The organism is Paenibacillus woosongensis (assembly GCF_030122845.1).
GTDB lineage: Bacteria > Bacillota > Bacilli > Paenibacillales > Paenibacillaceae > Fontibacillus > Fontibacillus woosongensis_A.
Window position 1 is genome coordinate 2,976,628 of sequence record NZ_CP126084.1, and the last position, 24,251, is coordinate 3,000,878.

The 24,251-nt window shown below is 50.9% G+C and carries 17 protein-coding genes and 1 pseudogene; 2 read left to right on the plus strand and 16 right to left on the minus strand.

Going from position 1 to position 24,251, the window contains the following annotated elements:
* Positions 1 to 9: 9 nt before the first annotated feature.
* The 13 genes and pseudogenes from QNH46_RS13610 to QNH46_RS13670 all read right to left on the minus strand — a co-directional run bounded on the left by QNH46_RS13610 (position 10) and on the right by QNH46_RS13670 (position 17,677).
* On the minus strand, positions 10 to 2,808 hold the full coding sequence (locus QNH46_RS13610; protein ID WP_283924798.1) for an HNH endonuclease: 2,799 nt from the start codon (positions 2,806 to 2,808) through the stop codon (positions 10 to 12).
* A gap of 84 nt (positions 2,809 to 2,892) precedes the next feature.
* Positions 2,893 to 3,333, minus strand: coding sequence for a DUF4280 domain-containing protein (locus tag QNH46_RS13615; RefSeq protein ID WP_283924799.1), 441 nt, complete (start codon positions 3,331 to 3,333; stop codon positions 2,893 to 2,895).
* Positions 3,334 to 3,371: 38 nt separating this feature from the next.
* The gene (locus QNH46_RS13620) at positions 3,372 to 3,935 is read right to left on the minus strand and encodes a serine protease (RefSeq protein WP_283924800.1); all 564 of its coding nucleotides are present in this window, start codon (positions 3,933 to 3,935) and stop codon (positions 3,372 to 3,374) included.
* The gene (locus tag QNH46_RS13625) at positions 3,925 to 5,148 is read right to left on the minus strand and encodes a pentapeptide repeat-containing protein (RefSeq protein WP_283924801.1); all 1,224 of its coding nucleotides are present in this window, start codon (positions 5,146 to 5,148) and stop codon (positions 3,925 to 3,927) included. The genes QNH46_RS13620 and QNH46_RS13625 overlap by 11 nt, the downstream gene beginning before the upstream one ends.
* A gap of 44 nt (positions 5,149 to 5,192) precedes the next feature.
* Complete coding sequence (locus QNH46_RS13630) at positions 5,193 to 6,620, minus strand: contractile injection system protein, VgrG/Pvc8 family (RefSeq protein WP_283924802.1); 1,428 nt, start codon at positions 6,618 to 6,620, stop codon at positions 5,193 to 5,195.
* Positions 6,617 to 7,285 carry a hypothetical protein gene (locus QNH46_RS13635; protein ID WP_283924803.1) on the minus strand — a complete coding sequence of 223 codons (669 nt, stop codon included), beginning with the start codon at positions 7,283 to 7,285 and terminating at the stop codon, positions 6,617 to 6,619. The genes QNH46_RS13630 and QNH46_RS13635 overlap by 4 nt, the downstream gene beginning before the upstream one ends.
* A 589-nt stretch (positions 7,286 to 7,874) precedes the next feature.
* Positions 7,875 to 8,297 carry a hypothetical protein gene (locus tag QNH46_RS13640; RefSeq protein WP_283924804.1) on the minus strand — a complete coding sequence of 141 codons (423 nt, stop codon included), beginning with the start codon at positions 8,295 to 8,297 and terminating at the stop codon, positions 7,875 to 7,877.
* Positions 8,298 to 8,565: 268 nt separating this feature from the next.
* Entirely contained in the window at positions 8,566 to 12,357 is a 3,792-nt protein-coding gene (locus tag QNH46_RS13645; protein ID WP_283924805.1) for a chitobiase/beta-hexosaminidase C-terminal domain-containing protein, read from the minus strand.
* Positions 12,358 to 12,778: 421 nt separating this feature from the next.
* Complete coding sequence (locus QNH46_RS13650; protein WP_430691935.1) at positions 12,779 to 13,897, minus strand: sugar ABC transporter permease; 1,119 nt, start codon at positions 13,895 to 13,897, stop codon at positions 12,779 to 12,781.
* Positions 13,898 to 13,968: 71 nt separating this feature from the next.
* A complete protein-coding gene (locus tag QNH46_RS13655; protein WP_283924807.1) occupies positions 13,969 to 15,486 on the minus strand; it encodes an ATP-binding cassette domain-containing protein in 1,518 nt (505 codons plus the stop codon).
* A gap of 111 nt (positions 15,487 to 15,597) precedes the next feature.
* Entirely contained in the window at positions 15,598 to 16,668 is a 1,071-nt protein-coding gene (locus QNH46_RS13660) for a sugar ABC transporter substrate-binding protein (RefSeq protein WP_430691936.1), read from the minus strand.
* A gap of 303 nt (positions 16,669 to 16,971) precedes the next feature.
* A complete protein-coding gene (locus QNH46_RS13665) occupies positions 16,972 to 17,256 on the minus strand; it encodes an MFS transporter (protein WP_283924809.1) in 285 nt (94 codons plus the stop codon).
* 149 nt (positions 17,257 to 17,405) lie between these two features.
* Positions 17,406 to 17,677 (minus strand): annotated as a pseudogene (locus tag QNH46_RS13670) (non-canonical purine NTP pyrophosphatase).
* Positions 17,678 to 18,365: 688 nt separating this feature from the next.
* On the opposite strand from QNH46_RS13670, the gene QNH46_RS13675 reads away from it, so the two are divergent.
* Together QNH46_RS13675 and QNH46_RS13680 are read left to right on the plus strand one after the other, a co-directional pair.
* On the plus strand, positions 18,366 to 20,888 hold the full coding sequence (locus tag QNH46_RS13675) for a glycosyl hydrolase family 28-related protein (RefSeq protein ID WP_283924811.1): 2,523 nt from the start codon (positions 18,366 to 18,368) through the stop codon (positions 20,886 to 20,888).
* A 171-nt stretch (positions 20,889 to 21,059) separates the two neighbouring features.
* Positions 21,060 to 22,094, plus strand: a complete 1,035-nt coding sequence (locus QNH46_RS13680) for an FUSC family protein (RefSeq protein ID WP_283924812.1) — start codon at positions 21,060 to 21,062, stop codon at positions 22,092 to 22,094.
* Here QNH46_RS13680 and QNH46_RS13685 read toward each other — a convergent pair.
* The 3 genes from QNH46_RS13685 to QNH46_RS13695 are packed head-to-tail and all read right to left on the minus strand — an operon-like array spanning position 22,049 to position 24,247.
* Entirely contained in the window at positions 22,049 to 22,693 is a 645-nt protein-coding gene (locus tag QNH46_RS13685; protein ID WP_283924813.1) for a nucleotidyltransferase family protein, read from the minus strand. The genes QNH46_RS13680 and QNH46_RS13685 overlap by 46 nt on opposite strands.
* Positions 22,690 to 23,730, minus strand: coding sequence for an XdhC family protein (locus QNH46_RS13690; protein ID WP_283924814.1), 1,041 nt, complete (start codon positions 23,728 to 23,730; stop codon positions 22,690 to 22,692). The genes QNH46_RS13685 and QNH46_RS13690 overlap by 4 nt, the downstream gene beginning before the upstream one ends.
* Before the next feature lie 25 nt (positions 23,731 to 23,755).
* Complete coding sequence (locus QNH46_RS13695) at positions 23,756 to 24,247, minus strand: (2Fe-2S)-binding protein (RefSeq protein ID WP_283924815.1); 492 nt, start codon at positions 24,245 to 24,247, stop codon at positions 23,756 to 23,758.
* Between the last annotated feature and the right edge of the window lie 4 nt (positions 24,248 to 24,251).

A 24,251-nucleotide genomic window follows, 5' to 3' on the forward strand; every position in this document is an offset into this window, starting at 1 on the left:
AACTCCCTTCTAATTATTTGCAAATCCGCCTGGCTCAAACGCTCCTGCGTTTATCTCTCCTACGCCACCTAAATGTCCGAATTTGCTATTAATTTCTGATGGTACAAGTTGTATCGTTCTTCCATCATTTAATTCGTGCCATGTTAATTTAAATTCTTCACGAACATCTGCTATGTCTCCTGCTTTAATCTTTCCGGGGGTCAACCCAAATTGATTAGCCAACTCGGGCGAATTATTAAGTTGCTCAGCTAATTTTATATCTGCTTGTTTAAAATTAGCAGCTCTAGCTTTAGTTCCATTACTGCCAGTTCCACCTACCATGTGGTCAATTTCCAACTGTGCTTTTGATACAGGCGAAAAATCGGGTACGGCATTCTTATAATTTATACCGTCAATACCAGCTTCGTCTAATATTTTTTTCAAGTCAGGGTCAGGAGGCGGTTTTAAGATACATTTAGATTCTCCCCTTTGCCCTTCAAAACCAACCTTTGGATTTCCTGGCGCAGGAGTTTGATTAATTCTTGATTCATATGAACTGGCAAATTTCGTTTGCTTGAAGGCTGGCGGAGTATCATCTTTCCCCCCACGCTTCCCAGAGCCACCATTACCGCCACCGCCAGTAAAGCCAAGATTGCGGTTAAGGCCAGTGCCCTTGCTCCGCCCCTTGTTCGTAGCGATGGATACCCAGGTAATCGCCGCGCGCATCTTGTCTCCGCCGATCTGCTCGATGAAGTCGCCGATGAATTCGATCCGGCCGCCTGCTTCCATAGCGGCTTCTATCGCCAGGCTGCGGGTATATTGCATGGCGACCTGCTGGCTGACGCTAGCTGATGTGCTTACAGCGTGGGCGAGCCTTGGATGGCTGACCGACAGCCTCTGCATGGCATTTTTGATCTTTCCGAGCTGTTCGCCCAGCCCCAGGTTGTTGCCCAGCTTCCGGGCTGACGTCCATACCTTGCCGAGGTCCTGCCTCATCGGACTTGGCATCATGCTGGCGGTCTTCTTCACCGCCTGGAAAGCGTCCACCGCCCGATCTACGCCCTTCATCAGCTTCTGCCCAGTCTTGAACGCTTCGACGCCGCGCTTCACGAACTTCGCCCCGGTCGCCGCCCATCCGGCAAACGGAATGGCCGCCGCTGCGGACAATGCCGCGTTCGCATAGTCGCCGCGAGCCAGGTAGATCCCTGCATTCACAAGGTCGGCGATCTCTCCGAGCCCCGGGATCAGCCCCGCGACATCCAAACCGACCTGAACCACATCCAGCGCTTTCTCCCAGAAGCTCTTCTTCTTCTCAGGCGGCTCTACTTCGGATACAAAAGGCGCCTCCGGTTCCGGCTCCAAATCTTCGACGTATACCGGGCACTTCTGCAGCCCCTCCAGAACGATTTCCGTCCCCTGAATGTCCGTATCTCCGTCCATGACGATGCTGCTGTCACCGCACACCAGATAGATCGCTGTCTCCGCTTCGATCTTTATTTCCTTCTCCGAAGCAAGCTCCAAATCCTTCTTGCTCGCCATGATTATTCCAGAGTCGCTCTGAATCAGCACGCCCGCTTCGTCCTCCAAGGAGATAAACAGGCTTCCTTCCGTAGCGGTTAGCGTTAGTTCGCTGCCCCCGAACTTCATTTCTTTGCCGTAGTTGGTTCCCCAGTACTTGACTCTGGGGTCTTCCATCTTCGGTGAAGGCTGGCCCCCTCGGCGGATCGAACTCATCGCGATCGCTTCTTCCTCCCGCGGGCTTGGAAAATACACCTGCACCGAATCTCCCTGCTGCGGCATGCAGTAGAAACCGCTATTGCCCTCGGCGGTATAAATCGAAGAATAGGGCAGCCAGCTTGCTTCCTCCTTCGCCTGCTTCCCGTCCACATCCATATGGACGCGTACCTGGTCCTTCTGGACATCGATGATTTTCCCTTCCAGCGAGGCTCCCGCCAGCGGCGTATTAAGAATTTTGTTCTGCCGGATGCCTCTCTCCGGGCTAAGTATGTATTGATGCCGCAGCTCTCCTCCTGTAAATCGCGTGACCGCAGAGAAGATGAGCAGCTCCTGTCCCGCGAATGCCAGGATATCGCCTAGGGGGTACCAGTTCACCAGGTCTACCGCATAGCGGGTAAAATCATACGGATGCAAATCCGCAGCTCCGTCGCCGCGCGCCTCTTCGAGAGCGCTTAAATCACGCTGAATCGTATAAGGGGTATCTTCCGGCAGCGGATGAAGCCGGCCCAGAGGGAGCCCCATCCACAGCTTCGGAGACGCGGCCGCAGATTCTACAATGACGACAGCCCCAAACCGCGAAGCTACCCTCTTCAGAAATTGCCAGTCGGTCTCTTTATACTGCAGCGTAAACTGGCCGATGCGCTGATGGCTCATGGCGTTATCAATAAAATCCGATCCAGGGTAAGCCGCTAGGACCGACTCCACTAATTCGCTGCATTTCATCTCCCGATTTTGGTAAGAACGGGTTCTGGCTTGAACATCCATCAGGGCTGAGCAGGAAACAGCCGTCAACTCGACATAGTATATGCCCCGCACAACGCGAACCGCGATCGTGTCCAGAATCCCCTGGAACAGAGTACGCTTGGTCTTTCCCTGCTCGTCCGTTTCTTCCAACGCGATCGGGTCCTGACTTCTAGCCTCTTGAATATAACGATCCTTGTCTTCCTCCGGCACAATCCCGGTTAACCACAGCCTGGCGTGCTCACCTACGTTCCGCTCTAGTCGCAGCTCGCTAATTTGTTGTATGCGGTAAGGCCACACGAGCCGCACTTGGCCATATCCTGCTGCTGCCTGTGTCGACTCTGCTTGCACATCATTACCTCCTGTCTGTCGCTAAATGATTCGTACAGCTGGTATTCATTTTCCAAAATAAATCGGTTCCTCTTCCTCCCTGACTCACCCCACCGACGTTCCATCGAGCTCCTGGCCGTCGTCCTCAATCTGAATGAGTCCGCCGTGGATGCAAAAGGTCGTGCAGTCGCTGAGCAGCGCTGGTTCTCCTTCAATCAGAACATCCTCTTTGCCCCCGGCCCATTTCTCTGCAATGACGGGAACGCAAGGCGCTTTCTGCAAACCTTCGATATCCATCTCCCCGTTTTGCACCGCCGGATTCAGCATGCTGAAGCAGTTGCCAAAAGGGATGATATTCACCATAGGCTCATAATCCGCAACATTCATTTGCGCCTTCTCCTTCAAATGCAAGCCATGACACAGCGGTGTCTTCAGCCGATTCAATTGCGTTCCGCAGCTGCAGCTTAAGATTGCACCGGCCACGACATAGCTTTTCTGTTCTTCGCCTGCTGTTTCATTGGTGGAATATGCACCGACAATTTCCATCTTCGAACAACCTCCTCGCTCGGGTTCACTCAACTTTCTCAACTGCCGTAAGCAGCTTCGCTGCTTCCAGTCCCCGCCCGCTCAACTCGCGTTAGCCGGATTCCGTCAAAATCTCTGCGCAATAGGCTTTCCGCCAGCGCCAGATGAACCAAAATCTGTGTCTCCGCAATACCGGCCACTTGGAACAGCATCCATGAATTTAGCTGCTCTCCCTCTACCACGAGACGACGAAGCGCCCCATCCGGCCGAAACTCGCTCTCCGCAGACAAACAGCCAACCCGCGGCGGGATCATCAGCCAGTACGTCTGGCTATGCTTGCGCCGAAGATCCAGCAAACGCACCGCGAAGAACTTCATCCGCGGACAGAATTTCTCGACTAATAGCTTCAGCCGGGTCGATAACAAGGGCAGAGGATGCTCCAAATAATCCGGGTATTGCACCCGTCCGGCGTCCTGGATCGCAAATTGCAGGCTGACTTCATGGAGCGCGTGACAGCCTTCCTCTGTCAGCATTTCTTTGGTGATCTCCGCAAAAACACCCACAGGAACAGCCGGGTCATGCACACGCTCGTCCAGGCTCAGCTTGAACAAATCAAGCTCCATCGAGATTCACCTCTCCCTCGGTCTCGGCGAAATACGCAAGCAAGGCTCGCCGCGCAGCCTGGGTACTGGAACCGGCAATGCTCTCATCGATGAGCGCTCCGTCCAGGTTGGCACCGGTAAAATCAGCATCCGTTAATACCGCATCCGTAAAATCAGCGCCCTGAACATTAGCTCCAATAAAGCTTGCTCCAGTCAGGTTCGCGCCGATAAACCGGGCACCGCGCAGATTCGCACTCGTGAAATCGGTATCGGACAAATCCGCTCCGGCAAAATTCACGCCAATGAACCCGGGAATGTCCCATTCCTCCGTGCCTGCCGTGCCGCTCATCCCTTCCACGAATCTGAAATCCGCCCCTTGCAGGCCGCAATGCTCAAAGCTAGCTTCATGCAAGTAGGACCCGGACAAGTTCGCGCCTGCAAGCATGCATCTCTCAAAGCGCGTGCCGACCAGCATGCATTCCACCAGCTGGCTGTCCTTCAACCACGAATTCTCGAACCGTGCGTAGCGAAAATCCAATGCGCTGTAATCCCCGCCAGCCAAATCCAGCTTGCGGTATACCTCGTAAGCGTATTCGGCCTCTTTTCCCGACTCGAGCCATTCCTTCACCTCAGCGCTGTCCAAATTCCGCCCGTCCAGCTTATAGACGACCTCACTGTGGTCCAAATATTCGCCTACGCGGATTTCAACCACCTGCTCCTTATCGAGCTGGAGGAATTCTTCCAATTGCACAGCTTCAGGCATCGCCTGGCGGATCAACGCGACGACATAACCATGAACATAGGCGGCTTCATGCCGCATTTCCCGCTCCACATCCATCTCGTTAATCTGTCCCGCATATTCCCGCCGTCTGGACATGACCGCTTCCTTCCACTTCTCCAGCGGCAGGTAAGCCCATTTGGCCTCATAGCCACATCGGACGGGCTGGGGATCCAAAAACCAGTTCTCGTCCTGCGCTTCCCCTAAATACGTCATCTTTCCGCTTTGCATCGCCGTCCGCAGCATCGAATAGGTCAAATAGCCGATGCGCCCCTTCTTGCCCGCCGCCTGAAGCTCCAGCAGCTGCTGGCACCAGGCCCGAAACGAAGCGATGAACTCCCTGATCAGCTCTGGACGCCAGCCTTGATAAGTCTGTTCCAGCTGCTCGAGCATGATCTGCCGCTGCGGACGAATCACCTCGTCGCGAAAATGAGCCAGCGCACTTTCATTCCTCAACTTGATCGCTCCTTTCTTGTCCTTCCTGAACCGGAAAACCAGGATTAGTTCGTCTTCAGCTCCAGTCCCGAGATCACCGTGCGGCCGTCCATTTCGATGGTGCTCGTCTCGTTGCTCGTCAGCGTAATTTTCTCCTTGGCCGAAATCGTAATATTCTGCTCGGCATTCATCAGAATGTCCTCCTTCGCAACCAGCTTGATTTCCTTGCTGCTGGATATTTCGATGCCGCCGCTCTCGCTAAGACGGATAAATATCTCGCCGTCTTTTCCTGTGATGACCACTTCCTCCGGCGTCATCATCAGCTCCTTGCCAGCGGCTGTCCGGAAATATTTATGATCCGGGTTGCCCAGCTTGTTCGTCTCGCCTTCGTTGGAATTTTGCCGCACCGAGCTGCTGGCCACGCCCTCCTCCTCCCGGTTTCCGGGAAAATAGACGCGCACATGGTCGCCGACCTCAGGCATACAATACCAGCCGCTGTTCCCTTCGGCCGTATATACCGAGGCATACGGAAAGCAATGCGCATCGCTGGCCTGCTGGGCATCGTCGATGGCGAGGTGAACTTTGACCGTGTCCTTCTGTACGGCAATGACTTGACCCTGAATCGAGACGCCGATAATTTGATCATTATAGTAAGGATTCGGCCGCAGACCCTCCCGGGAGCTTAAAGTATAGCGGTGGATCAGCTGACCTTGCTTCATTTCAGTAAATGCCTCAATAACATATAGCAAGGACCCTTTGAACTGTACCGTGTCCCCGAGCTGGAACACCCGCTCCGACTCTACTTCGTAATAGATATAGTCGTTTTCCTGGACCTTAGCACTCGTGTTCTGCGTCGTATGGCGATACGGGTCCATCCGCTTCGTGATTTGATAGTGGCTCTCCTTAATTGCTCCCTTGATGCTGCCATCCGGCAAGCCGAAGAAAAATTTAGGCTCGTCAAAGACAACCGAAGGAATCAGCACGGTGCGCAGCCGCGAGGCCAGCCGGGTCAGGAACTGCCAATCCGTCTCCAGGTACTGCATCGTGAACCTCCCGATTGCCCCGCCTCCGGTCGCCTCGTCGATAATGTCAATGCCCGTGTAAGGCGCTTTGACCACATTCAGCAGGTCGGGATACGTCATATTTTTGTTCTGGAAGGAACGGCTTCTTTTTTTCACATCCAGCTCAAAGGTATGCGACACCGCTTCGACTTCCAAATGGTATACGCCCCGGACGGCCTTTACGGCGATGTTCCGCACGATACCGCAGAACAGCGGGGACAGTGTTCCCTGCTCGTTGCGCTGGCTGATCTTTACAGTGGTTCTGGCATCGCACATGAGCACATAGCTGTCCTTTACCTCCTCAGACACGATGCCTGTAAATTTCAAACAAGCGTGATCATTCACTTTCTTCGCAATCGTCAACTCTAGCAAATTCACCAGCTCAAACGGGCTGACGACCAGACTGTCGTAAGTAAGAGCGGCCTCTGTCATTCTTCCGCACCTCCCTGTCCCGATTCCCGAAGGTCAGAAGGTGCATCTTTGTCCGTCATACGCAGCGATGCCATGATGCTCTTAGCTACCGGCCTCCAATCGTTCATCTCTTGATCCAGACAATTGAAGGTGCACATGAGCGCCCGCCCCTCGAGCGAAAGGAAAAACATGAAGTTATAAATGCTTCCATTCATCACCGGCGTGACGAACTCGCAATAACCGACGGCTGCTTCAGGCGACTGAACGACGCCGTCTCCGTACCATTTGAGTATTTTTTGCGTTCGGCGGAGAATCTGCGTGATGCCTTGCGTGAATTCCCCAATCTCCTTGTCTCGCACCGGAGTCGCAGTATGGTTGAAGGCGACATTAATTGTGCTAAGCGCGTTGGTGTAGATCAGCTGGGGCCTGCGCTCCGACGGGTACTTCAATGCTGCCATTTGCGGGGTCATCGGCTTGAACATGCTGGGCATCACCAAAGACAACTGATCCTCGAACAAAGCGTACCGCTGAAAAGACAGCGTCTCCCGCCCTACCTGCACAAACGGCTGATCCAGCTTCACCTCGGCAAAATCCTGCCACATCTTCCCGGCCGCCGCATTCTCCTGCGTCTGCTGGGCTTGCTGCCTCTGCAGCATGGCGATCATCGTTTCATCCAAATGCTTCACCAATCTTCGCTCCTTCCGAATTTGAAAATTTTGAGACTTTCTATTGTTATCGGAAAAAATCTCTATTTATTTGAATATTTTCCCTTAAAAGATTGTATTTTGGATAACCTCCGCCCGATGCTCTATCTGCTCTCTTAGACATAGAAAAAGAGACCACCGCAGTTGTAGCTGCAAATAGTCTCTTTATGGGAATAGTTGGGGATCGATGAGTGAATGATCGTCGGTCTGCTTACGTGAACGGACACCAGATGCGCTATTTGCACCATTTCTCCTTCTTTCACGAGCTATCGGACACAGATGAACTTATTTGCTCAAAAGGCACCTGTTTCTAGCCCCATCTGATGGAATAGCGGAAGTACGGTCCGTTAGCATTGCTTGTTGTGGCTTTTTCCGGAAATAGCGGAACTACGGTCCGTAAGCAGCCGAAACTCGCCATCGATGACATGGCGGCATTTTTCGCACCGCGGGAAGCTCCCAGCGCGCCGTGAGTGGTCAACCACAACGCCTCAGCAATCGCCACACAAAGAACTAGCCCGAAAAAAAACACGACCTCCTAGTCTCAGACTAAGCCGATCGTGTCCTGCTACGGTTAGCGGGAAAGCCGCCTCTCCTCAATCATTTGCGCGGAATCGCTTCGAAATGCCGCAAGATCATGATCAACAAGGATAACCTGGACATGATCCAGCAAAAGATAGGCCGGAACTTGGCGGACGTCCAATTCATCGCGAATTTTCTTCCCCTCGCCCGAGTCTGTAGTCAATACACCTGCTTGGCTAAAATAGCCCGGATACGCTCCTATCATCTCGTTGAGTATGTTGGTTTGGTTCATATAGTCGCTCTCCTCAGCCAGGATCAGCAACGAGAAGGCGTTTTTGTCCTGCGCCAAGTACGGATTGAGGACATCCTGGTCTCTTCTGTCGTTTGAGCCGAGCAATCCAGAAATGATCATAAGCAGAACAATGACGAGCCCCACCTTAAAAATACGCAATGATTGCCCCGTTTGCACTCTCAATTCAGGTAATCTCCTTTTTTCCAAAATACGTCATGTCGTCCATATTGTATCATCAACCCGCCAAAAAGAAGACACCGAGATTAAAATCTCGGCGTCTTCGCCCGCTGGTGAAGTCTTGCTCCATCAATGAATAGGATTACATTGATCTCTACGCTATAGCTTTACTTATGGAGCTTTACCTCCACCTGTTGCGTTCTATCCTCATGAATGATGTTTTACCTCAATCTATGGTGCCTTATTTCCCATAGCCGGCCTATCCCCTCTCCACCTAGGGTGAAGGATTAAAGTTCTGCAAGCCGTAGCCGTAAGGGAACAGCGGATCACCAAAGTCGGTTGGCACCGGCTGGTTATTGTTAATGTAGCTGCGAATTTGAGCGCGTTCGGCTTCGGTTGCCCCGAGGTCGTAAGGCAGATCCCATTTCTCCAGCTGGTTATTCACGTGATCCGTTCCGATCTGGTCGACAGAGCGCGGAAGCTGGAACGGGAGCTTTCCTGTTGGCAAATAGTCGCCGAACAGCAGCTCCGAGGTCGCCGTGCCTCCGCCGTTCCCCGGGCGATATACAACGACAACAGCTGCGCATTTGTCGAGAATGTCTGTCAGGACATAAGGTCTTGGCATGACAACGACAGCGATGACCGGAATGCCGCGGCTGTGGAATTTGTCGATCTGGGCGATTTGATCCGCAGGGATGGTTGGCTGTTTATCCGGCCATTCCGTGCCATGGGTATAGCTTTTTTCCCCGATCACAACGATGGCTGCTTTGGCCTGCGCCGCATCATTCAGCACGACATTGACGCCCGTCCCCGCCCGGTCTTTGATTCCCTGGTAGTAAGATTTGGCCTGAGGGTTATCATGATAGATCGACTGCCAGATCACGTTGGCGATGTTATCCGTCGCCATATCATCGCTTGTTGCCCGCGGTCCTGCTACGACAAGGGTATCTCCGTTATTCACCTTCAACGGAAGAACACCGTTGTTCTTGAGCAGGGTCAGCGATTGACGAGCTGCTTCATTGACAATGTTGTTGCTCTCGGCGCTGTGCCAGATCGTCGTCGGGTAGTCCGGATCGCCATATGGATTCTCGAACAGACCCAACTTGAATTTCAGCTCCAGCACTCTGCGCACTGCCTCATCGATTCGCGGCATGCCTACTGCATTGACTAGCGTATCGAAATCCGTACCCGAAGCTACGGCTCCGCCCATGACGTCACTGCCTGCGCGGATGCTTCGTACGGAAATGTCGGTGGCTGAGGCCAGCCAATCCGTCATAACTACCCCTTTGAAGCCGATGACATTCCGCAAATAGTCCAGGGTCGGCTTGCTAACGCCTGCCCCTTCGCTGTTCGGGTCAAGGAATGGTGCTGAGCCATAGCCCGGCATGACTGTTCCCGGGTTGGCATCCATCGCGGCGTACCATGGCTTCATATGCCATTTGACCGTTGTGCTGTCATAGACTACCGTCTGCTCCCCGCCCGCGCCTTGACTTGGCCAGTGCTTGACGGTAATCATAATCGATTTCGGATTCACCTCCGGTCCGCCCTGCATGCCGGCGATCATTGCGCGCATCATCGCTGCAGAATAGTCGGCATTCTCCCCCGTTCCTTCCTGAACGCGAGGATAGAGCACCTTCGTGTTCACTTCGGCTACCGGAGACAGCGTTCCCGTGAAGCCCCAAGCCTTTTGCTCGCGGCGCTGCAGGTCGCCGGCTTGCCAGGCGAGGTCGAGATTGCGGGTAGCTGCAAGGCCAAGCCCGGTAGGGAAGACCGTCTTCCAGCCATGGATTTTATCTCCGGTAAAAGCAATTGGAATCCCCAGCCGCTGCGTACGCGAGACTTTGATTTGCGCGTCCGTCATAAAATGGGTCGTGCCGTAAGAGAACACATATCCTGCCTTCTCATTCAATCCATCAAGCGATTCCGGCGAGAAGAACAGCTGATTGATTTTCTCCTCCGTCGTCATCCGCGACATTAAATCGTCCAAGCGTACGGAGATCGGGTTGCGCCAATCCTCGTAAGGCTCGATGGTGCCGTTTTTGTTCAGATCCCGGCTGCCGTTAATCATATTTACGCCGTCATCCACTTGCTCAATATAAGGTAGATACACGCTGAACTGCCCTATGTCGGACTGGCTCTTATTGCCGCTTCCATCCACGGCAACGACGTACCATTTATATGTCCAGCGGTCTACCAGAGATGGCGCATTCACCTGGGTACCCGTCACTTCGGCTACCTTCGTAAAGCGGTCAAGCAAATTCCCTGGAGCATTCCAGTCATAGTCGTTTCTGGTCAGGTTCACCCAGACTTCGTATTTAACGGCTCCGGCCTTGGGCTCCCAGGTCAAAGTCGGCGTGCGGGTCGTTGTCACCATTTGGCCATTCACCGGGGATACCACTTTGAACGCCGTAATGGTATAGGTACCCGTTGCGACCTCCGAGTCGGTCATATCAGGCTTGACAGCGATCGCTTTGATCGTCGTCGTGACCGGAACCTGAATCGGTCCGGTATAGGTTGCGGAAGCCTGGGTCGGCGTGGAGCCGTCCGTCGTATATTTAATCGTTGCTCCTGCCGTGGCGCTTGTCAGCGTTACGCTTTGCGCTGATGTGTAAGTGCCTGGAACTGGAGTGAACACAGGGGCAGATGCTTTTGGCGGCAAAGGCGTCGTTTGGCCAAATACTTCGAATTCCCACAGCGAATAGCCGTAATCGGTAGTCCGCTCCGTCCCATGCATCCGTACATATCTGGCCGTTACAGGATCAAAGGTAATGTCTTCGGTATTTCCCGTCCCATAGGCTTGGGTGTACACATCCGTCCAGTCAGAGGCGTTCGTGGAAACCTGGATTTTATACGCCCTGGCGCTTGCTGTCTCCCAATGCAGCCTGACCCCGGTCACCGTATGATTCGTGCCGAGATCTACGTAAATCCACTGGGGATCGCTGAATTCCGACTCCCAGCGGGTCCCGCTGTTCCCGTCAAATGCAGCGTCCGCCACATTCCCGGCGATACTGCTGGATGCCAGCGCTGGCTTATGCAGCGCCAAATTGCTTGCACCAGAACCGGAGCCTATCGTATATGTCGCGGAAGCCACCGCAGAATCCGCTAAGTCAGCTTTGGTGGCGATCGCTTTGATCGTCGTCGTGGCTGTCACGGAAATTGGTCCGGTATACGTCGGTGAAGCTGAGGTAGGCGTGGAGCCGTCTGTCGTATACTTGATCGTCGCTCCAGAGGTTGCCGTTGTAATCGTTACGTTCTGAGCCGAAGCGTAGTTCCCGCCGCTAGGTGTAAACACCGGCGTTGCGGCGACCGCCTTGTCGATAATATCCACCTGTACGGCAGTGCCGGAATGCACCGTAAAGGTAAGCGGATTTCCTTGCAGCGGATTGCCGTTCTGATCGGTTGTTTTGAACAGCACCTGCTTCTGTTCGACCATGTAGTTTACGCCCAGTGTCACCGTTGTTCCGGCGTTATATTTCAGGGTGTGATTCACCATCGTATTTTGCGTTTTTAATGTGGTCACATGGTTCAAATCCGCTGGGCTAAGTCCCATCTCCAAGTACTGGGCATATGGACCGGTCACCGGGATGCTGACCTCTCCTTGTTCGGTGCTGGAGCTGAAGTTCAGCCAGTTCAAGTTCCAGCCGTTGGTTACGGCATACACTCGCAACGTCTGGCTGCCCGCAGGCAGCTGAACGCTTGCCGACACCGTCTCCCAGTTCTGCCAGCCGCCCGTATTCGGGACCGTTAACGTGGCCAGCACCTGTCCCCCCTTCTGAAGCTGCAGCTGAGTTCCATCATAGGGACTGGAAACGCTGAATTCGACTAGATAGGTACCGGCGTTCTCCACATTAACGCTGTAATCTATCCAGTCCCCGCCGTCCACATAAGCGATATGAAATCCGCCTTCGGAGCTCTCTTCCAACTCGATGCCGCTCATGTCCGTGAAATCCACGGCTTCAATCCGTCCCGGATCTCCCGGAGCCGCCTCAGACGGCGTTATTATCGCAGAAAAGTTAAAAAGCAAGGATAGGCTCAATAGCAGTAATAACAGTTTTTTTCTATTCATAATCAGGCCTCCCGTGTGAATTCATTCTATTTGGAGTAATGCTGCAATTCATTGTTTCCAAAGCCACCGACACCGGTTTCGCAAGTCCATTTGGTAATGGATAAAATCTCTTCAGCTTCATCAACGATCATTCCCTTCATTTATAAATATGAAGACTAAAGATTCGCCCGCATCACCCTAATTTCGTCATAAATCAAATCGAACCAACAAATTTACCCATCAATGATAAATAAAGAGATATAATCTATCAGGCAATCAAATAAACCACCTCCTTCCATATATATCGTCCATTCCACCTATACTTTTGAATTTTATGAATATTAAGTAAGTAAAAAGACAAAAAAATAATGCACTCTATGTTCAATTTGGCCCGATCCCCGTTTTATCCACCGTTATTTAGGAATCAGGCCGCCACATTGCCTCAAGCTCTCTTCTTACGCGTCATGACATCGAAAACGACCGCAATCGCCAGCACGGCTCCGCGAATCATATATTGATAGGAAATGCCGACGCCAAGCAGGTTCATGCCGCTGGATAGCGAAGCCATGACGATCGCGCCGATGATCGAGCCCGTGACCTTCCCTACCCCCCCGGCCGCCGATACGCCGCCGACGTAAGCCGCCGCAATCGCATCGAGCTCGAACAGTGTTCCAGCCGTCGTCGTCGCCGACTGGAGACGGGCTGTAAACAAAATACCCGATAACGCGGACAGCATCCCCATGGAACCAAAAACGATGTACGTAATTTTTTTGACGCTAATGCCGCTTAAATTGGCTGCTTCCGGATTGCTGCCGACGGCGTAAATATGACGTCCGAGCACGGTTTTCGTCGTTAAAAAATGATAGACCGCGACCACCAGCAGCATGATGATGACCGTCCACGAAAATCCGTTGTAACCGGCCAGAATCCAGGTGATATAAGCGATAATCGCAGAAATGAACACCACCTTGATCGTAAACATCGGTCCCGAAATGACATCAAAATTGTATTTGAGTTTATTCCGGCGCTTGGAGATTTCACTGTAAATATAAAAAACGATGAAGAGAAATCCTAAGATCAATGAGAACAAATTCAATCCGTTCACATAAGCAATCGCAGGCACGAACCCGTTGCCGATCGCATTGAAGTGCTCATCCTTGACGATGATCGTCCCGCTCTTCTCCGTGACCCGCAGCAGCGCGCCCCGAAAGATGAGCATGCCCGCCAGAGAGGCCACAAACGAGGGAATGCCGATTTGCGCCACGAGAAAGCCATTGAACAAACCTACGACAATACCCAACCCCAGAATGATAGGAATGGTGAGATAGAAGGGTATTCCCATCTGGGTTAGCAAAATAGCGGCAATTGCCCCTAAAAAGCCTGCCGCAAAGCCCACGGATAAATCAATATGCCTGATGACGATAACCAGCGTCATCCCTACCGCCAGTACGGCGATATAGCCAGTGGCATCGATAAGATTACTGATATTGCGGGATGACATGAACAGTCCATTCGTCAGAATCGAAAACGTCAGCATGATGATAATTAAAGCGATGTACATCCCATAGTCCCGAATATTCGCCTTTACCAACGATCTTGCTTCGCCTAATAATTTCACCGGTCTTCCTCCTATTACGTGGCAAGCTTCATGATTTTTTCTTGATCCGCGTCTTCAATGGGCAGCTCGCCCTTAATTCTTCCTTCGGCCATGACATAAATCCGGTCGCTCATGCCCAATATTTCCGTCAGCTCGGAGGAGATCATGAGGATGCTAAGCCCCTGGCTGATCAGCTTGTTCATGATCGTATAAATCTCGAACTTGGCGCCCACGTCGATACCGCGCGTCGGTTCATCAAGGATCAGCAGGCTCGGCTGCACGAACAGCCATTTGCCCAGCGATACCTTCTGCTGATTGCCGCCGCTTAAGTTTCCGACGAGCTGCTCGACAGATGGGGCTTTAATGTTGAGAGACTGCTTATAGCTGCCGGCGATTTTCACTTCCTCATTGTTGTTAATGACGCCCCGGTCTGAGATGGAATGCATATTCGCTGCGGAAATGTTCTGTTTGATGTCCTGAAGCAGAAACAACCCGTCTCCTTTGCGATCCTCTGTCACGTAAGCTATGCCCGCTTTTATCGCATCCTTCGGATGGCGAAACACGGTTTTAGCCCCTTTTACCCACAGCTCGCCTTGCAGCTTATAAGCTTTCGGGTTGCCAAAAATACTCTGCGCCAGCTCGGTTCGCCCCGAGCCCATTAAACCGGCGATGCCAACGATCTCCCCTTTGCGTACATGAAGATCAACCTCCTTCACGACTTCGCGGCCGAGATTCGCATCATAAGCGGTCCAGCCGCGTACTTCGAGAATACGGCTGCCAAATTGCTTATCTGTTCTTTTCGGATAAATATCATCGATTTCCCGGCCGACCATGCTCTTAATGATCACGTTCTCTGAAATTTCGTCCTTGGACGCATCCAGGGTAACAATTGTCTGGCCATCACGCAGCACGGTGACCTGATCCGCGATCTCGATGACCTCCTTCAGCTTGTGGGAGATCATGATGCAGGTGATCCCTTGCTCCTTCAATTCACGCAGCAGCTTGAGCAGGTTGTCGCTGTCATTCTCATTCAGCGCCGCCGTCGGCTCATCCAGAATGAGCAGCTTCACGTCTTTGCTCAGCGCCTTTGCGATTTCCACCAGCTGCTGCTTGCCTACGCCTAAATCCTTGATCAGCGTCTCCGGGTTTACGCTCAGCTTCACCTTGCGGAGCATTTCCTTCGCACGTACAATCGTCCGGTTCCAGTCCACGACCCCTCTTCGCTCCACTTCATTGCCGGCAAAAATATTTTCATAGACCGTCAGATCCGGGAACAGCGCCAGCTCCTGATAAATGATCGCGATGCCGGCTCTCACACTGTCGCTAATATTGGCATAGCTCTGGACCTGTCCTTCAAAGACGATATCCCCCGAATATGTACCATGCGGATATACCCCGCTAAGCACCTTCATCAGCGTTGACTTACCGGCACCGTTCTCTCCGATAAGGCAGTGGATCTCACCTTTGCGCACCTTAAAATTCACGTTGCTCAGCGCTTTTACGCCTGTAAACTCCTTGGAGATGCCGTTCATCTCTAGCAAGTATTCGCTCATCGCATCCGCACTCCTTACACAACAACTGATAGAATCACAACGACTAACAGCATGAGGAATAGTGATAGACAGCTCTATCACTATTCCTTCCTGGCTATCGTTAATTAAGAATTACAGTCCCGTAAATTCTTTGCTTTCATAATATTTCGAGTCAATGAGTTCAGCTAACACATTGTCTTTGTCCACGACGATGACATCGGTTTGCTTGGCGTTCACTTCGATTTTGCCGTTGTTATAAGATCCGGTCGTAGCCGGCGATCCGCCGTCCAGAAGCGTTACAGCCATGCCCATTGCATCTTTGACCAGCGTACGGACATCCTTGAACACCGTCATCGATTGCTTACCGTCGATAATGTACTGGATCGATGCTTTCTCCGCATCCTGACCGGTGACCACAAAGCTCGTGATCGCGCTGTCGGAAGCAAATACGTCTGCGATCGAACGGGCTGTACCGTCGTTTGGAGCCAAAATAGCAACATCTCCCTTATCTCCGGCGGCTGCCGCGGTTAAATGGGTTTGCGCTTTGTTCTTGGCTTCGTTCGGATCCCAGTTCGTCGTGACCTGGCCGATGATCTTACTCATCTGGTCGCGGGATAACTCCGCTGTGCTTTGGAGAGCAACGGCTTCGCTGGAATTAGCGATTTTGAACGTACCGTCCGCCACCTTAGGCTGCAGCACTTCCCATGCCCCCTGGAAGAACAGGAATGCATTGTTGTCCGATGCAGCGCCGGCGTAGAGGTACAGCGGTTGACTGCTGCCGGCCGCGTGATCAACCAAATATTGAGCCTGCGCCTTGCCAACAGCGACGCTATCGAACGTGACATAGTAATCTACCGCATCCGTATTTGTAATCAGTCGGTCATAGGAGATGACTTTAACTCCTGCCTTCTTGGCGGCTTCTACCGCAGCAGCGGCTGCGTCACCGTCTTGCGGGCAAATGATCAGCACTTTAATGCCTTTGGCAATCAGGGAGTCTACATTTTCTTTCTCTTTCGCAGACGATCCTTGACTGAACAGAATTTCCGTCGAGTAATCCGTACCTTTCAGAGCATCCTTGAATCTTTGCTCATCCTGCACCCATCTGGGCTCATCCTTCGTCGGCAGGACAATCCCCACGTCGACCTTGCCCCCGCCCTGGTTACAGGCCGCAACCAATACGGTAAGCATGATTGAGACCAGCATGAATGCAATCGTTCTCATCGTTTTCTTCAAACCAATTCCCCTCTCTTGATTTGGTTGATCCTTCCAATTTCATCTTTGAGCATATACCTGATTCACTACCTAGACAATGAGGCGTTTTTAAGGTTTATTCCTTAATTTCCACTCCTTGACAAAAGAAGTTTTGTGTGTTTTTTTAAGGGGATTTGGGGGAAATGGAAAAGAGCTGTCTGCAAGGTTTGAAGACCTTGCAGACAGCTCTTTGGTGGGTGCAGTAAATTATTTTGTCAAACAAGTTTGTAAAAGATAATGCTCCTTGGTAACTGTCTAGTAACTTTGCTTATGTTTCAAGGATTCGTTTGAATAATAATATGGATTAGATTTCGCAAATATGAACCAAACAAGAGACATGAAAAGCAAGAAGCCTCCTGCAACAAAATAAACAGTGGAAACATCATAAACACTCATAATACAATACGAAAGTAATGGTCCTAGAGCTGCTCCTACATCAACGAAGATAGTATATAATGTCACGGCTTTAATCCGGTCTGTACGTGCTGCTGCATTAGCAGCAAACGTATCGGTAGCCGTTACTAGTAAAGTAGAGCTCATTTGGAATATTAGCATAGCATCCCCTAGAACAGCTACCCCGGTCAATAGAGCGATTCCAATCACCCTATTTTTTATTTTCCATATTAAAATTCACCTTTTCACCTAGATCGCTGTTCTTCTATGATTATTTCGCTCGAACTCTTTAGGTTCTATTTCAGCAATAGTTTTTCCATGCGAAAGCTCAAAATTTGAGAAAAACCTGAATCCCTGCTTCCCCTTTTTTCAAGTGTTATCTTTCCGTGCAGCTTAGCTTCCACCGTAATAAATTCACCATTGGGAAAACTAGCAGCAAGTGCACTTTGAAAATAGGCATTGCGATTGCTGCAATTTTTCATTTTGTTTAAAATTTGCTCTGCTCTAACATCATCCGTGCCATCCATCTTGCGGTTTTAACACCTGGGAAGCCATCCAAAGCCTCCATAAAAAGGCCCGAATCTTCTCCAATAATGATTGACTCACGATCGCAGGTACAGCTCGAGCTTTTAGTAAAGCATTCGCCTCACAGGTATCGCCGGTTTCCTTTAACCACTTTTTTTGGATTTGTTCCATGTTGCTAGTAGTATCCTCATTTTTCTCTCCTTTATCTTTATTGTTTGACAGTCCTATGTAGTTTCCTAGTTACTTTTTGAGGATTCAAAGTAATATAAATACATTAAAACAAGATATAAAAAACAGGTTTATTAACTAAGTGTTAATTCAGTTCCCTTTTAGTGTTATATTTTGGTTATCCATCTTACTCCATTCACTTCATTCGATTCATCTAGCGCGTTCGCATCTCTGCAATTACCCCTATCAATTCTTCCGATCGTTAATTTCTAACAGGATCAGCCGCCTTTCCCCCTTATACGACCTTTTTTGGCATTTTTTCGCAATTTCATAAATAATGATGTTGAATTTTTATATAAATTAGGTATATTTTAGGATAATGCGAATATCTGGATTCTATTTCCTTTATGTTGTTAAATCTTCGCCAAATTCGCAAGCGCTAACACTTGCCTTTGAAGGGGGTGATGACAAGCTGTAAGTGAAGCTTCACAAGGGCAAAGTTCTTGAAAACATTTATGTACTTGGAGGATGAGATGATAAACAAAAAAGCGATTTTTAAACTTTTGACGTACACTTGCCTGTTGGCCATGCTGACATCCTTTGGATTCACCGCCGACGCGGCTAATGCAGCTGCACCCTGGAGAAGCGCATTATATCCGGCAAATTGGACTCCGGGGTATAAGGATTCGCAAGGCAGATTTCTTCATGATTTTTCCTATGCAGGCTATTGGAGAGGCGAGAAAAGCATCCCAACCAATCCGCCTGGCTCCACTTATAACGTTGTAACCCAATATGGGGCCGATCCGAGTGGTGCGACCGATTCCACGAATGCAATTCAGAACGCCATCCATGCGGCCGGTAACGCCGGCGGAGGCATTGTGTATTTACCGGCAGGTACATACCGGGTTAAACCGCAAGGAAATAACTCAAGTGCGCTTACCATTAATAAAAACAATGTCGTACTCCGCGGCGCGGGTAAGTCGTCCACATTTATTTTCAATGATTCCACAAGCATGCGGAACAAATCGGTCATCCGCGTGGCGCCGTCCAATAATGCGGACTGGTTCACACCAACCAATGCCGCTACCTACATCCGCAGCGATATACAGCCGGAGACCGTAAAGATCCCCGTCAACAGCGTCAGCGGGTATAATCTCAACGAATTTATTATTGTGCGCTCCGATGCGACCAACGCGTGGATTGCGGAGCACGGCATGACTGGCAAATGGAATTCATCATTAATGGGACCCACATTCTACCGGAAAATTACCGGGATCGACGCATCCACCAACACGCTTACGGTCGACATTCCGATCCGCTATGCGCTCAAAACCAGAGATGGCGCGCGCGTCTATAAGGTTGGCGAAGCCATTTCAGAGGTAGGGATTGAAAACTTCTCCATTGGCATGAGGCAGCATACGGGATCAGGCTGGGGAGATCTGGACTACAATAAGTCCGGTACAGGAGCCTATGATGTGCATGACTCTAAAGCAATCACGTTCGTTAATGCCAAGAACAGCTGGCTGGACAACGTTAATTCCTACAAACCAAGTTCCAATAGCGGCGATTATCATCTGTTATCCTACGGCGTGACCATCATGCAGTCCCGTTCCCTTACCATCCAGAATACGCATTTTCAAAAGCCTCAATATAAAGGCGAAGGCGGAAATGGATACATGTACTTGCTCCGGGGCAGCGATAATCTGATCCAAAATGCGACAGCTACCAACGCCAGACACAGCTTCACTTTGTCGAGCATGTGGACGAGCGGAAACGTCATTCATAACAGCACGTCAAACTATCCGCGTCTGGCTTCGGATTTTCATATGCATCTGGCGATGGCCAATTTATTTGATAACATGACCATGAATGGTGACTATCTCGAGGCGGTATATCGGCCATATGGAACGGTTGAGCATGGATGGACAACGACGCAGTCCGTATTCTGGAATACCAACGGAACGGCTTATCAATCCGGCCAGTCGGCTATTGTAAAATCCATGCAATATGGCCATGGTTATGTGATTGGTACACGTGGATCGGCAAGCGGCGTGAGTTATGCAGTCTCTCCTTCCGACCGCTCCGCGCCGCAGGATTTTGTGGAAGGCATCGGCACAGGAGCGGATTTGATGCCGCAGTCCCTATATCAGGATCAAAAGGCGAAGAGAATTTCCGGCGGAGGACAGCCTCCTGCTCCCGGTCCTGTCCCTAATCCTAATCCCAATAACCTCCTGACAAATCCAGGTTTTGAATCAGGGAATGCGGCAGGATGGACAGATTGGCATGATGGATCATCGACGGCTCAAAAAGTAGATACGGACCTTCCCATGGAGGGCAGCTATAAATTGACCCACTGGGCTTCCGCGAATTACAAGCAACTAACGTCTCAACTGCTGACCGTACCAAACGGCTCCTATTCCGCTAGTGTATGGGTGCGCTCAGGCGGCGGACAGAATACTTTAAGGCTATTTGCCAAAAATTTCGGCGCTGCCGAACTAACTGCGGATATGGGAAGCAGCCCCATACCGAATTATACAAAGTATACGATCGACAACATCCCAGTCACCAGCGGACAAATTGAAATCGGTATTTGGACGGATGCGAACGCCAATAATTGGGCGGCTTTTGACAATTTTGAATTAGTCAGAAACAATCCTAATCTCTTGATCAATCCTGGCTTTGAATCAGGGGATTCCACAGGATGGACGGACTGGCATGATGGATCATCAACAGCACAAAAAATCGATACTGACCTTCCATTGGAGGGCAGCTACAAATTGACCCACTGGGCTTCTGTTAATTACAAGCAATTAACATCTCAACTGCTGACGGTGCCCAACGGCACCTATTCCGCTAGCGTATGGGTGCGCTCAGGCGGCGGGCAAAATGTGCTGCGGCTATTTGCGAAAAACTTCGGTGCTGCTGAAATGGCTGCTAATATGGGAAGCAGCCCGATACCGGACTATACGAAATATACGATCGATAACATCCCAGTCACCAACGGCCAAATCGAAATCGGCATTTGGACGGATGCGAACGCTAATAACTGGGCGGCTTTTGACAATTTTGAACTCATAAGAAAATAGCCCTAGTTAATCATTGAACGCCCTCGAGCTACTTTGAAGCTCGGGGGCGTTGCTTGTTGGTACACAAACGCAGAGCACCATTTAATTTCAATTCCTCCACATAATCGAATGAAAACGGGAAAAAATAGTTCTGATTTAAGAAAGGATAAGCAAAATATGGAGAGTAACCAGATGACATCTAAATGGATCCATTTTATCAAATACAAAGGGATGGTATGGAAACCCCCTTTAGCTGCAGCACTGTCCTGGGCGCTCGCGGAATGGGCTGGATCTAAGCATCCTTATTTAGCTCCTCTGACGGTCATTTTGTCGATTCAATTAACCGTGGACAAGTCCGTGCAATTTGCATGGCAGCGGGTCATCGGCACCGTCGCTGGCGTTCTTTTTACTGCAGCTATAGCGCCATATGTTAGTTTGAACGCTTGGAGCATCGGACTGCTTCTTCTGGTTGGCGCCTTGATCGTAACAGGGCTGAAATTGGAACATGCCCTCTTAATCCAAGTTGCGCTCAGCATTTTATTCGTGCTGTACTTTCAAAACAAAATACCCAGCTATCCCCTGGATCGAATCCGCGATACGGTGATCGGCGCGATCGTTGCCTTGCTCATCCAGATATTCATCTTCCCCCCTGATTCCGTAAACAAAGCGCAATCCAAGATGAGACAATTCGCGGGCCATCTATCCCATCATTACATGAACGCTGCACATTGGGTTCATGCAGGCTCCCCTTCAAGCGAAGCCAATACATTGCAAACCGAATTGCAATCCTTATTCAAGGAGCTTCATCAAACGACAACCGAGCTGAACAAAGCCGAGCAAAGCTTGCGATTCAATCCGCTAGGCCGCAAAAAACGCATCGCCTTAAAAAAATTAAACCGGCAGATGGAGCAGCTCCGGTCAGGGTTTGCCAATCTTGCCGACATGATCCGAATATTCACGAACTGGTCCGAAAGCGGCAAATTTGCGGCGGAGGACCAACGGACGTGGGCCGCGCATTTGAAATCATTAGCGAGGCTAATTACGGATTGGAGAGGCACATTCGATGATCCGGCGGCTTGCAGCTTGGTTACCGATGAAGCGATCCCACAAATAAAGACGCCTGCCTATATGGACAACTATCAGTACCCGATCGCGTTATATACGAACGCCCAACAAGTCGTTCAGGATTTCCGTCTAGCAGCGACTTTATCCAGCAAAGCCCGATAATCTTCAGCGTCATCTACATCCATGAACAGATCTGGGATGGGGAAATCGAGGCAAATTCCCGTCCCTTCCTTACGGATAAGATGGCCGGCTCCCCGGTCTCCTTGCACCTTCAGTAGCTCCGGGAACATTTGCTGAGCAAAAATAACAGGTGGTCTAGGCAGTCCCTCATAACTCGCGGCCGTGAAACCAATGCTGCTGTTGGCTTGTTGCTGTGTTTGAAAATATGTAAGCAGTTCATTAATCATCTTATCTGTAATTAAAGGTTGATCGGCAAGCAATATCATCGCGGCGGCCGCTTCCATCGCAAGCGCAGCCTTTACGCCGCAACGAAGAGAATACGATTGCCCTAAACATGCTTCAGGGCAGTAAATAACGGACCATTTCTGTTTGATCGGATCCCGGTAAAATGCATCATCCATCCAATCCCCCGCGGCGTCGTTTCGTATGACCACAACATAATCCAGTTTAGAGCTCAGAGCCGCGGCCAGCGCAAAATTCCCCAAACGCATCGAACCGACCGGAAGCTGAAGTTTATCCGAGCCCATTCGGGTACTTTGGCCAGCCGCCAAATAGATGCCGACGATTGGATTCCCCCTCATACGGTTCCACTTTTAAGCTTTCTGTTTGTTCTGTACGTGGAGATAATCTCTGCGAGAATGCTCACTGCGATTTCCTCCGGTCCCTCTGCACCGATCTTAAGTCCTACGGGAGAATGGACCTTCATCTGAAGCGGCCCGTCTCGTAGCAAGCGCTCTGTTCTGGTTTTCGATCCCAGGATGCCGAGGTAACCCAACTGCTGCTCAGAAAGCAAACGAACCAGCTGCTGATCCCTCCTGAAATGATGCGTCATCACGACAGCGTAATCGTCGGATGTAAAATGAATCAGCGGTACCGTTTCCTCAGGAAAACCAATTAAAATGGATTCGGCATCAGGAAAATAACGCCGCTCGCAATAATCGGACCTCCAGTCGGAAACGATGACGGAAAACCCGGTATTTGCGGCAATTGCGGCAAGCGGTCTGGCATCTGGTCCGGCACCAAACAGAATCAGCCGCGGTTTGGGATAATAGGTATGGACAAAAACATCCGATTGCAGAGCTGCCACGAACTTCATCCCGCTTCTCGGCGATTCCCCCGGCGGCGTCCATTCCAGCAGCGATGGCGGGAATTCTCCCCTCCACTCCCCAAACAGATGCCGATCTCTGGTCAGGAATCCATAATCGATCACCGAGCCATTCGCGTCAAACCTTTTCACGAGCTTGACTTCGGAGCGAACCTCCAAATATTTTTTTAAAGTGCCTAAATGTGCTGCCAGCATATCATTGACCGCTTCCAAAGTGACATGAATAACACCACCGCAGCCCGTTTCTTCCCCCCAAGACAGCGGGTCCGAGGATTGCATATCGAACACGAAGCTGCACGAAGTCCCTGAGGCCAGAATATCCGGCACGCTGTGCGCCAGGGCAGCTTCCAGGCAGCCTGCGCTGAGCACCCCGATTTGCGAACCATCTTCTAGAAACAGCATGGAGGCTCCTTCTTTGCGATACGCGCTTCCTTCCACATGAATAATCGTCGCAAGTACGCCTCTTAAACCGGTCTGCTGAATCGTTTCCACAATACGATGAATTTCTTCCAAACCTGCCCCTCCTCAGCTCCAGAGCTTATAGGTTCCTTCCTTTATCCGTATGAAGTGTAAAGACATCCTTTACGGCGCGATGAATTTCTTCATAGGAGGTACATCTGCATATGTTGGATTCCAGCCATACTCGAACAGTTTCTTCATTGGCATGCGGATGAACACGCCGCAGCCCTTCACAGTTCATGATAAAGCCAGGGGTACAGTAACCGCATTGAAAGGCCTGATTTTCGGCAAAAGCACGCTGTACGTCCGTGCCCATTAGCCCCTCGATCGTTGTAATCTGCTTCCCCCAGGCTTCCACAGTGAGCATCAGGCATGATTTCATGGGCTGGCTATCTACGAGAATCGTGCACGCGCCGCAGTCTCCGTTATTGCAGCCCGGCTTGCATCCTGTGAGTCCGAGATGATGGCGAAGCGTATACAGCAGGGTCTCCGCAGCCCTCACCCGGACCGTCCGCTGTTCCCCATTCACCTGCAATTCAACTCGATGATGATCGGCATCGAAGGATGACATCCTT

Coding starts and splice junctions, on each gene's coding strand:
- QNH46_RS13615 (WP_283924799.1), bottom strand. CDS start 3,333: ATGGAAATTGTCGGTGCATATTCCACCAATGAAACAGCAGGCGAAGAA.
- QNH46_RS13620 (WP_283924800.1), bottom strand. CDS start 3,935: ATGGAGCTTGATTTGTTCAAGCTGAGCCTGGACGAGCGTGTGCATGAC.
- QNH46_RS13630 (WP_283924802.1), bottom strand. CDS start 6,620: ATGACAGAGGCCGCTCTTACTTACGACAGTCTGGTCGTCAGCCCGTTT.
- QNH46_RS13645 (WP_283924805.1), bottom strand. CDS start 12,357: ATGAATAGAAAAAAACTGTTATTACTGCTATTGAGCCTATCCTTGCTT.
- QNH46_RS13650 (WP_430691935.1), bottom strand. CDS start 13,897: ATGTACATCGCTTTAATTATCATCATGCTGACGTTTTCGATTCTGACG.
- QNH46_RS13655 (WP_283924807.1), bottom strand. CDS start 15,486: ATGAGCGAATACTTGCTAGAGATGAACGGCATCTCCAAGGAGTTTACA.
- QNH46_RS13660 (WP_430691936.1), bottom strand. CDS start 16,668: ATGCTGGTCTCAATCATGCTTACCGTATTGGTTGCGGCCTGTAACCAG.
- QNH46_RS13665 (WP_283924809.1), bottom strand. CDS start 17,256: ATGAGCTCTACTTTACTAGTAACGGCTACCGATACGTTTGCTGCTAAT.
- QNH46_RS13680 (WP_283924812.1), top strand. CDS start 21,060: ATGACATCTAAATGGATCCATTTTATCAAATACAAAGGGATGGTATGG.
- QNH46_RS13685 (WP_283924813.1), bottom strand. CDS start 22,693: ATGAGGGGGAATCCAATCGTCGGCATCTATTTGGCGGCTGGCCAAAGT.
- QNH46_RS13695 (WP_283924815.1), bottom strand. CDS start 24,247: ATGTCATCCTTCGATGCCGATCATCATCGAGTTGAATTGCAGGTGAAT.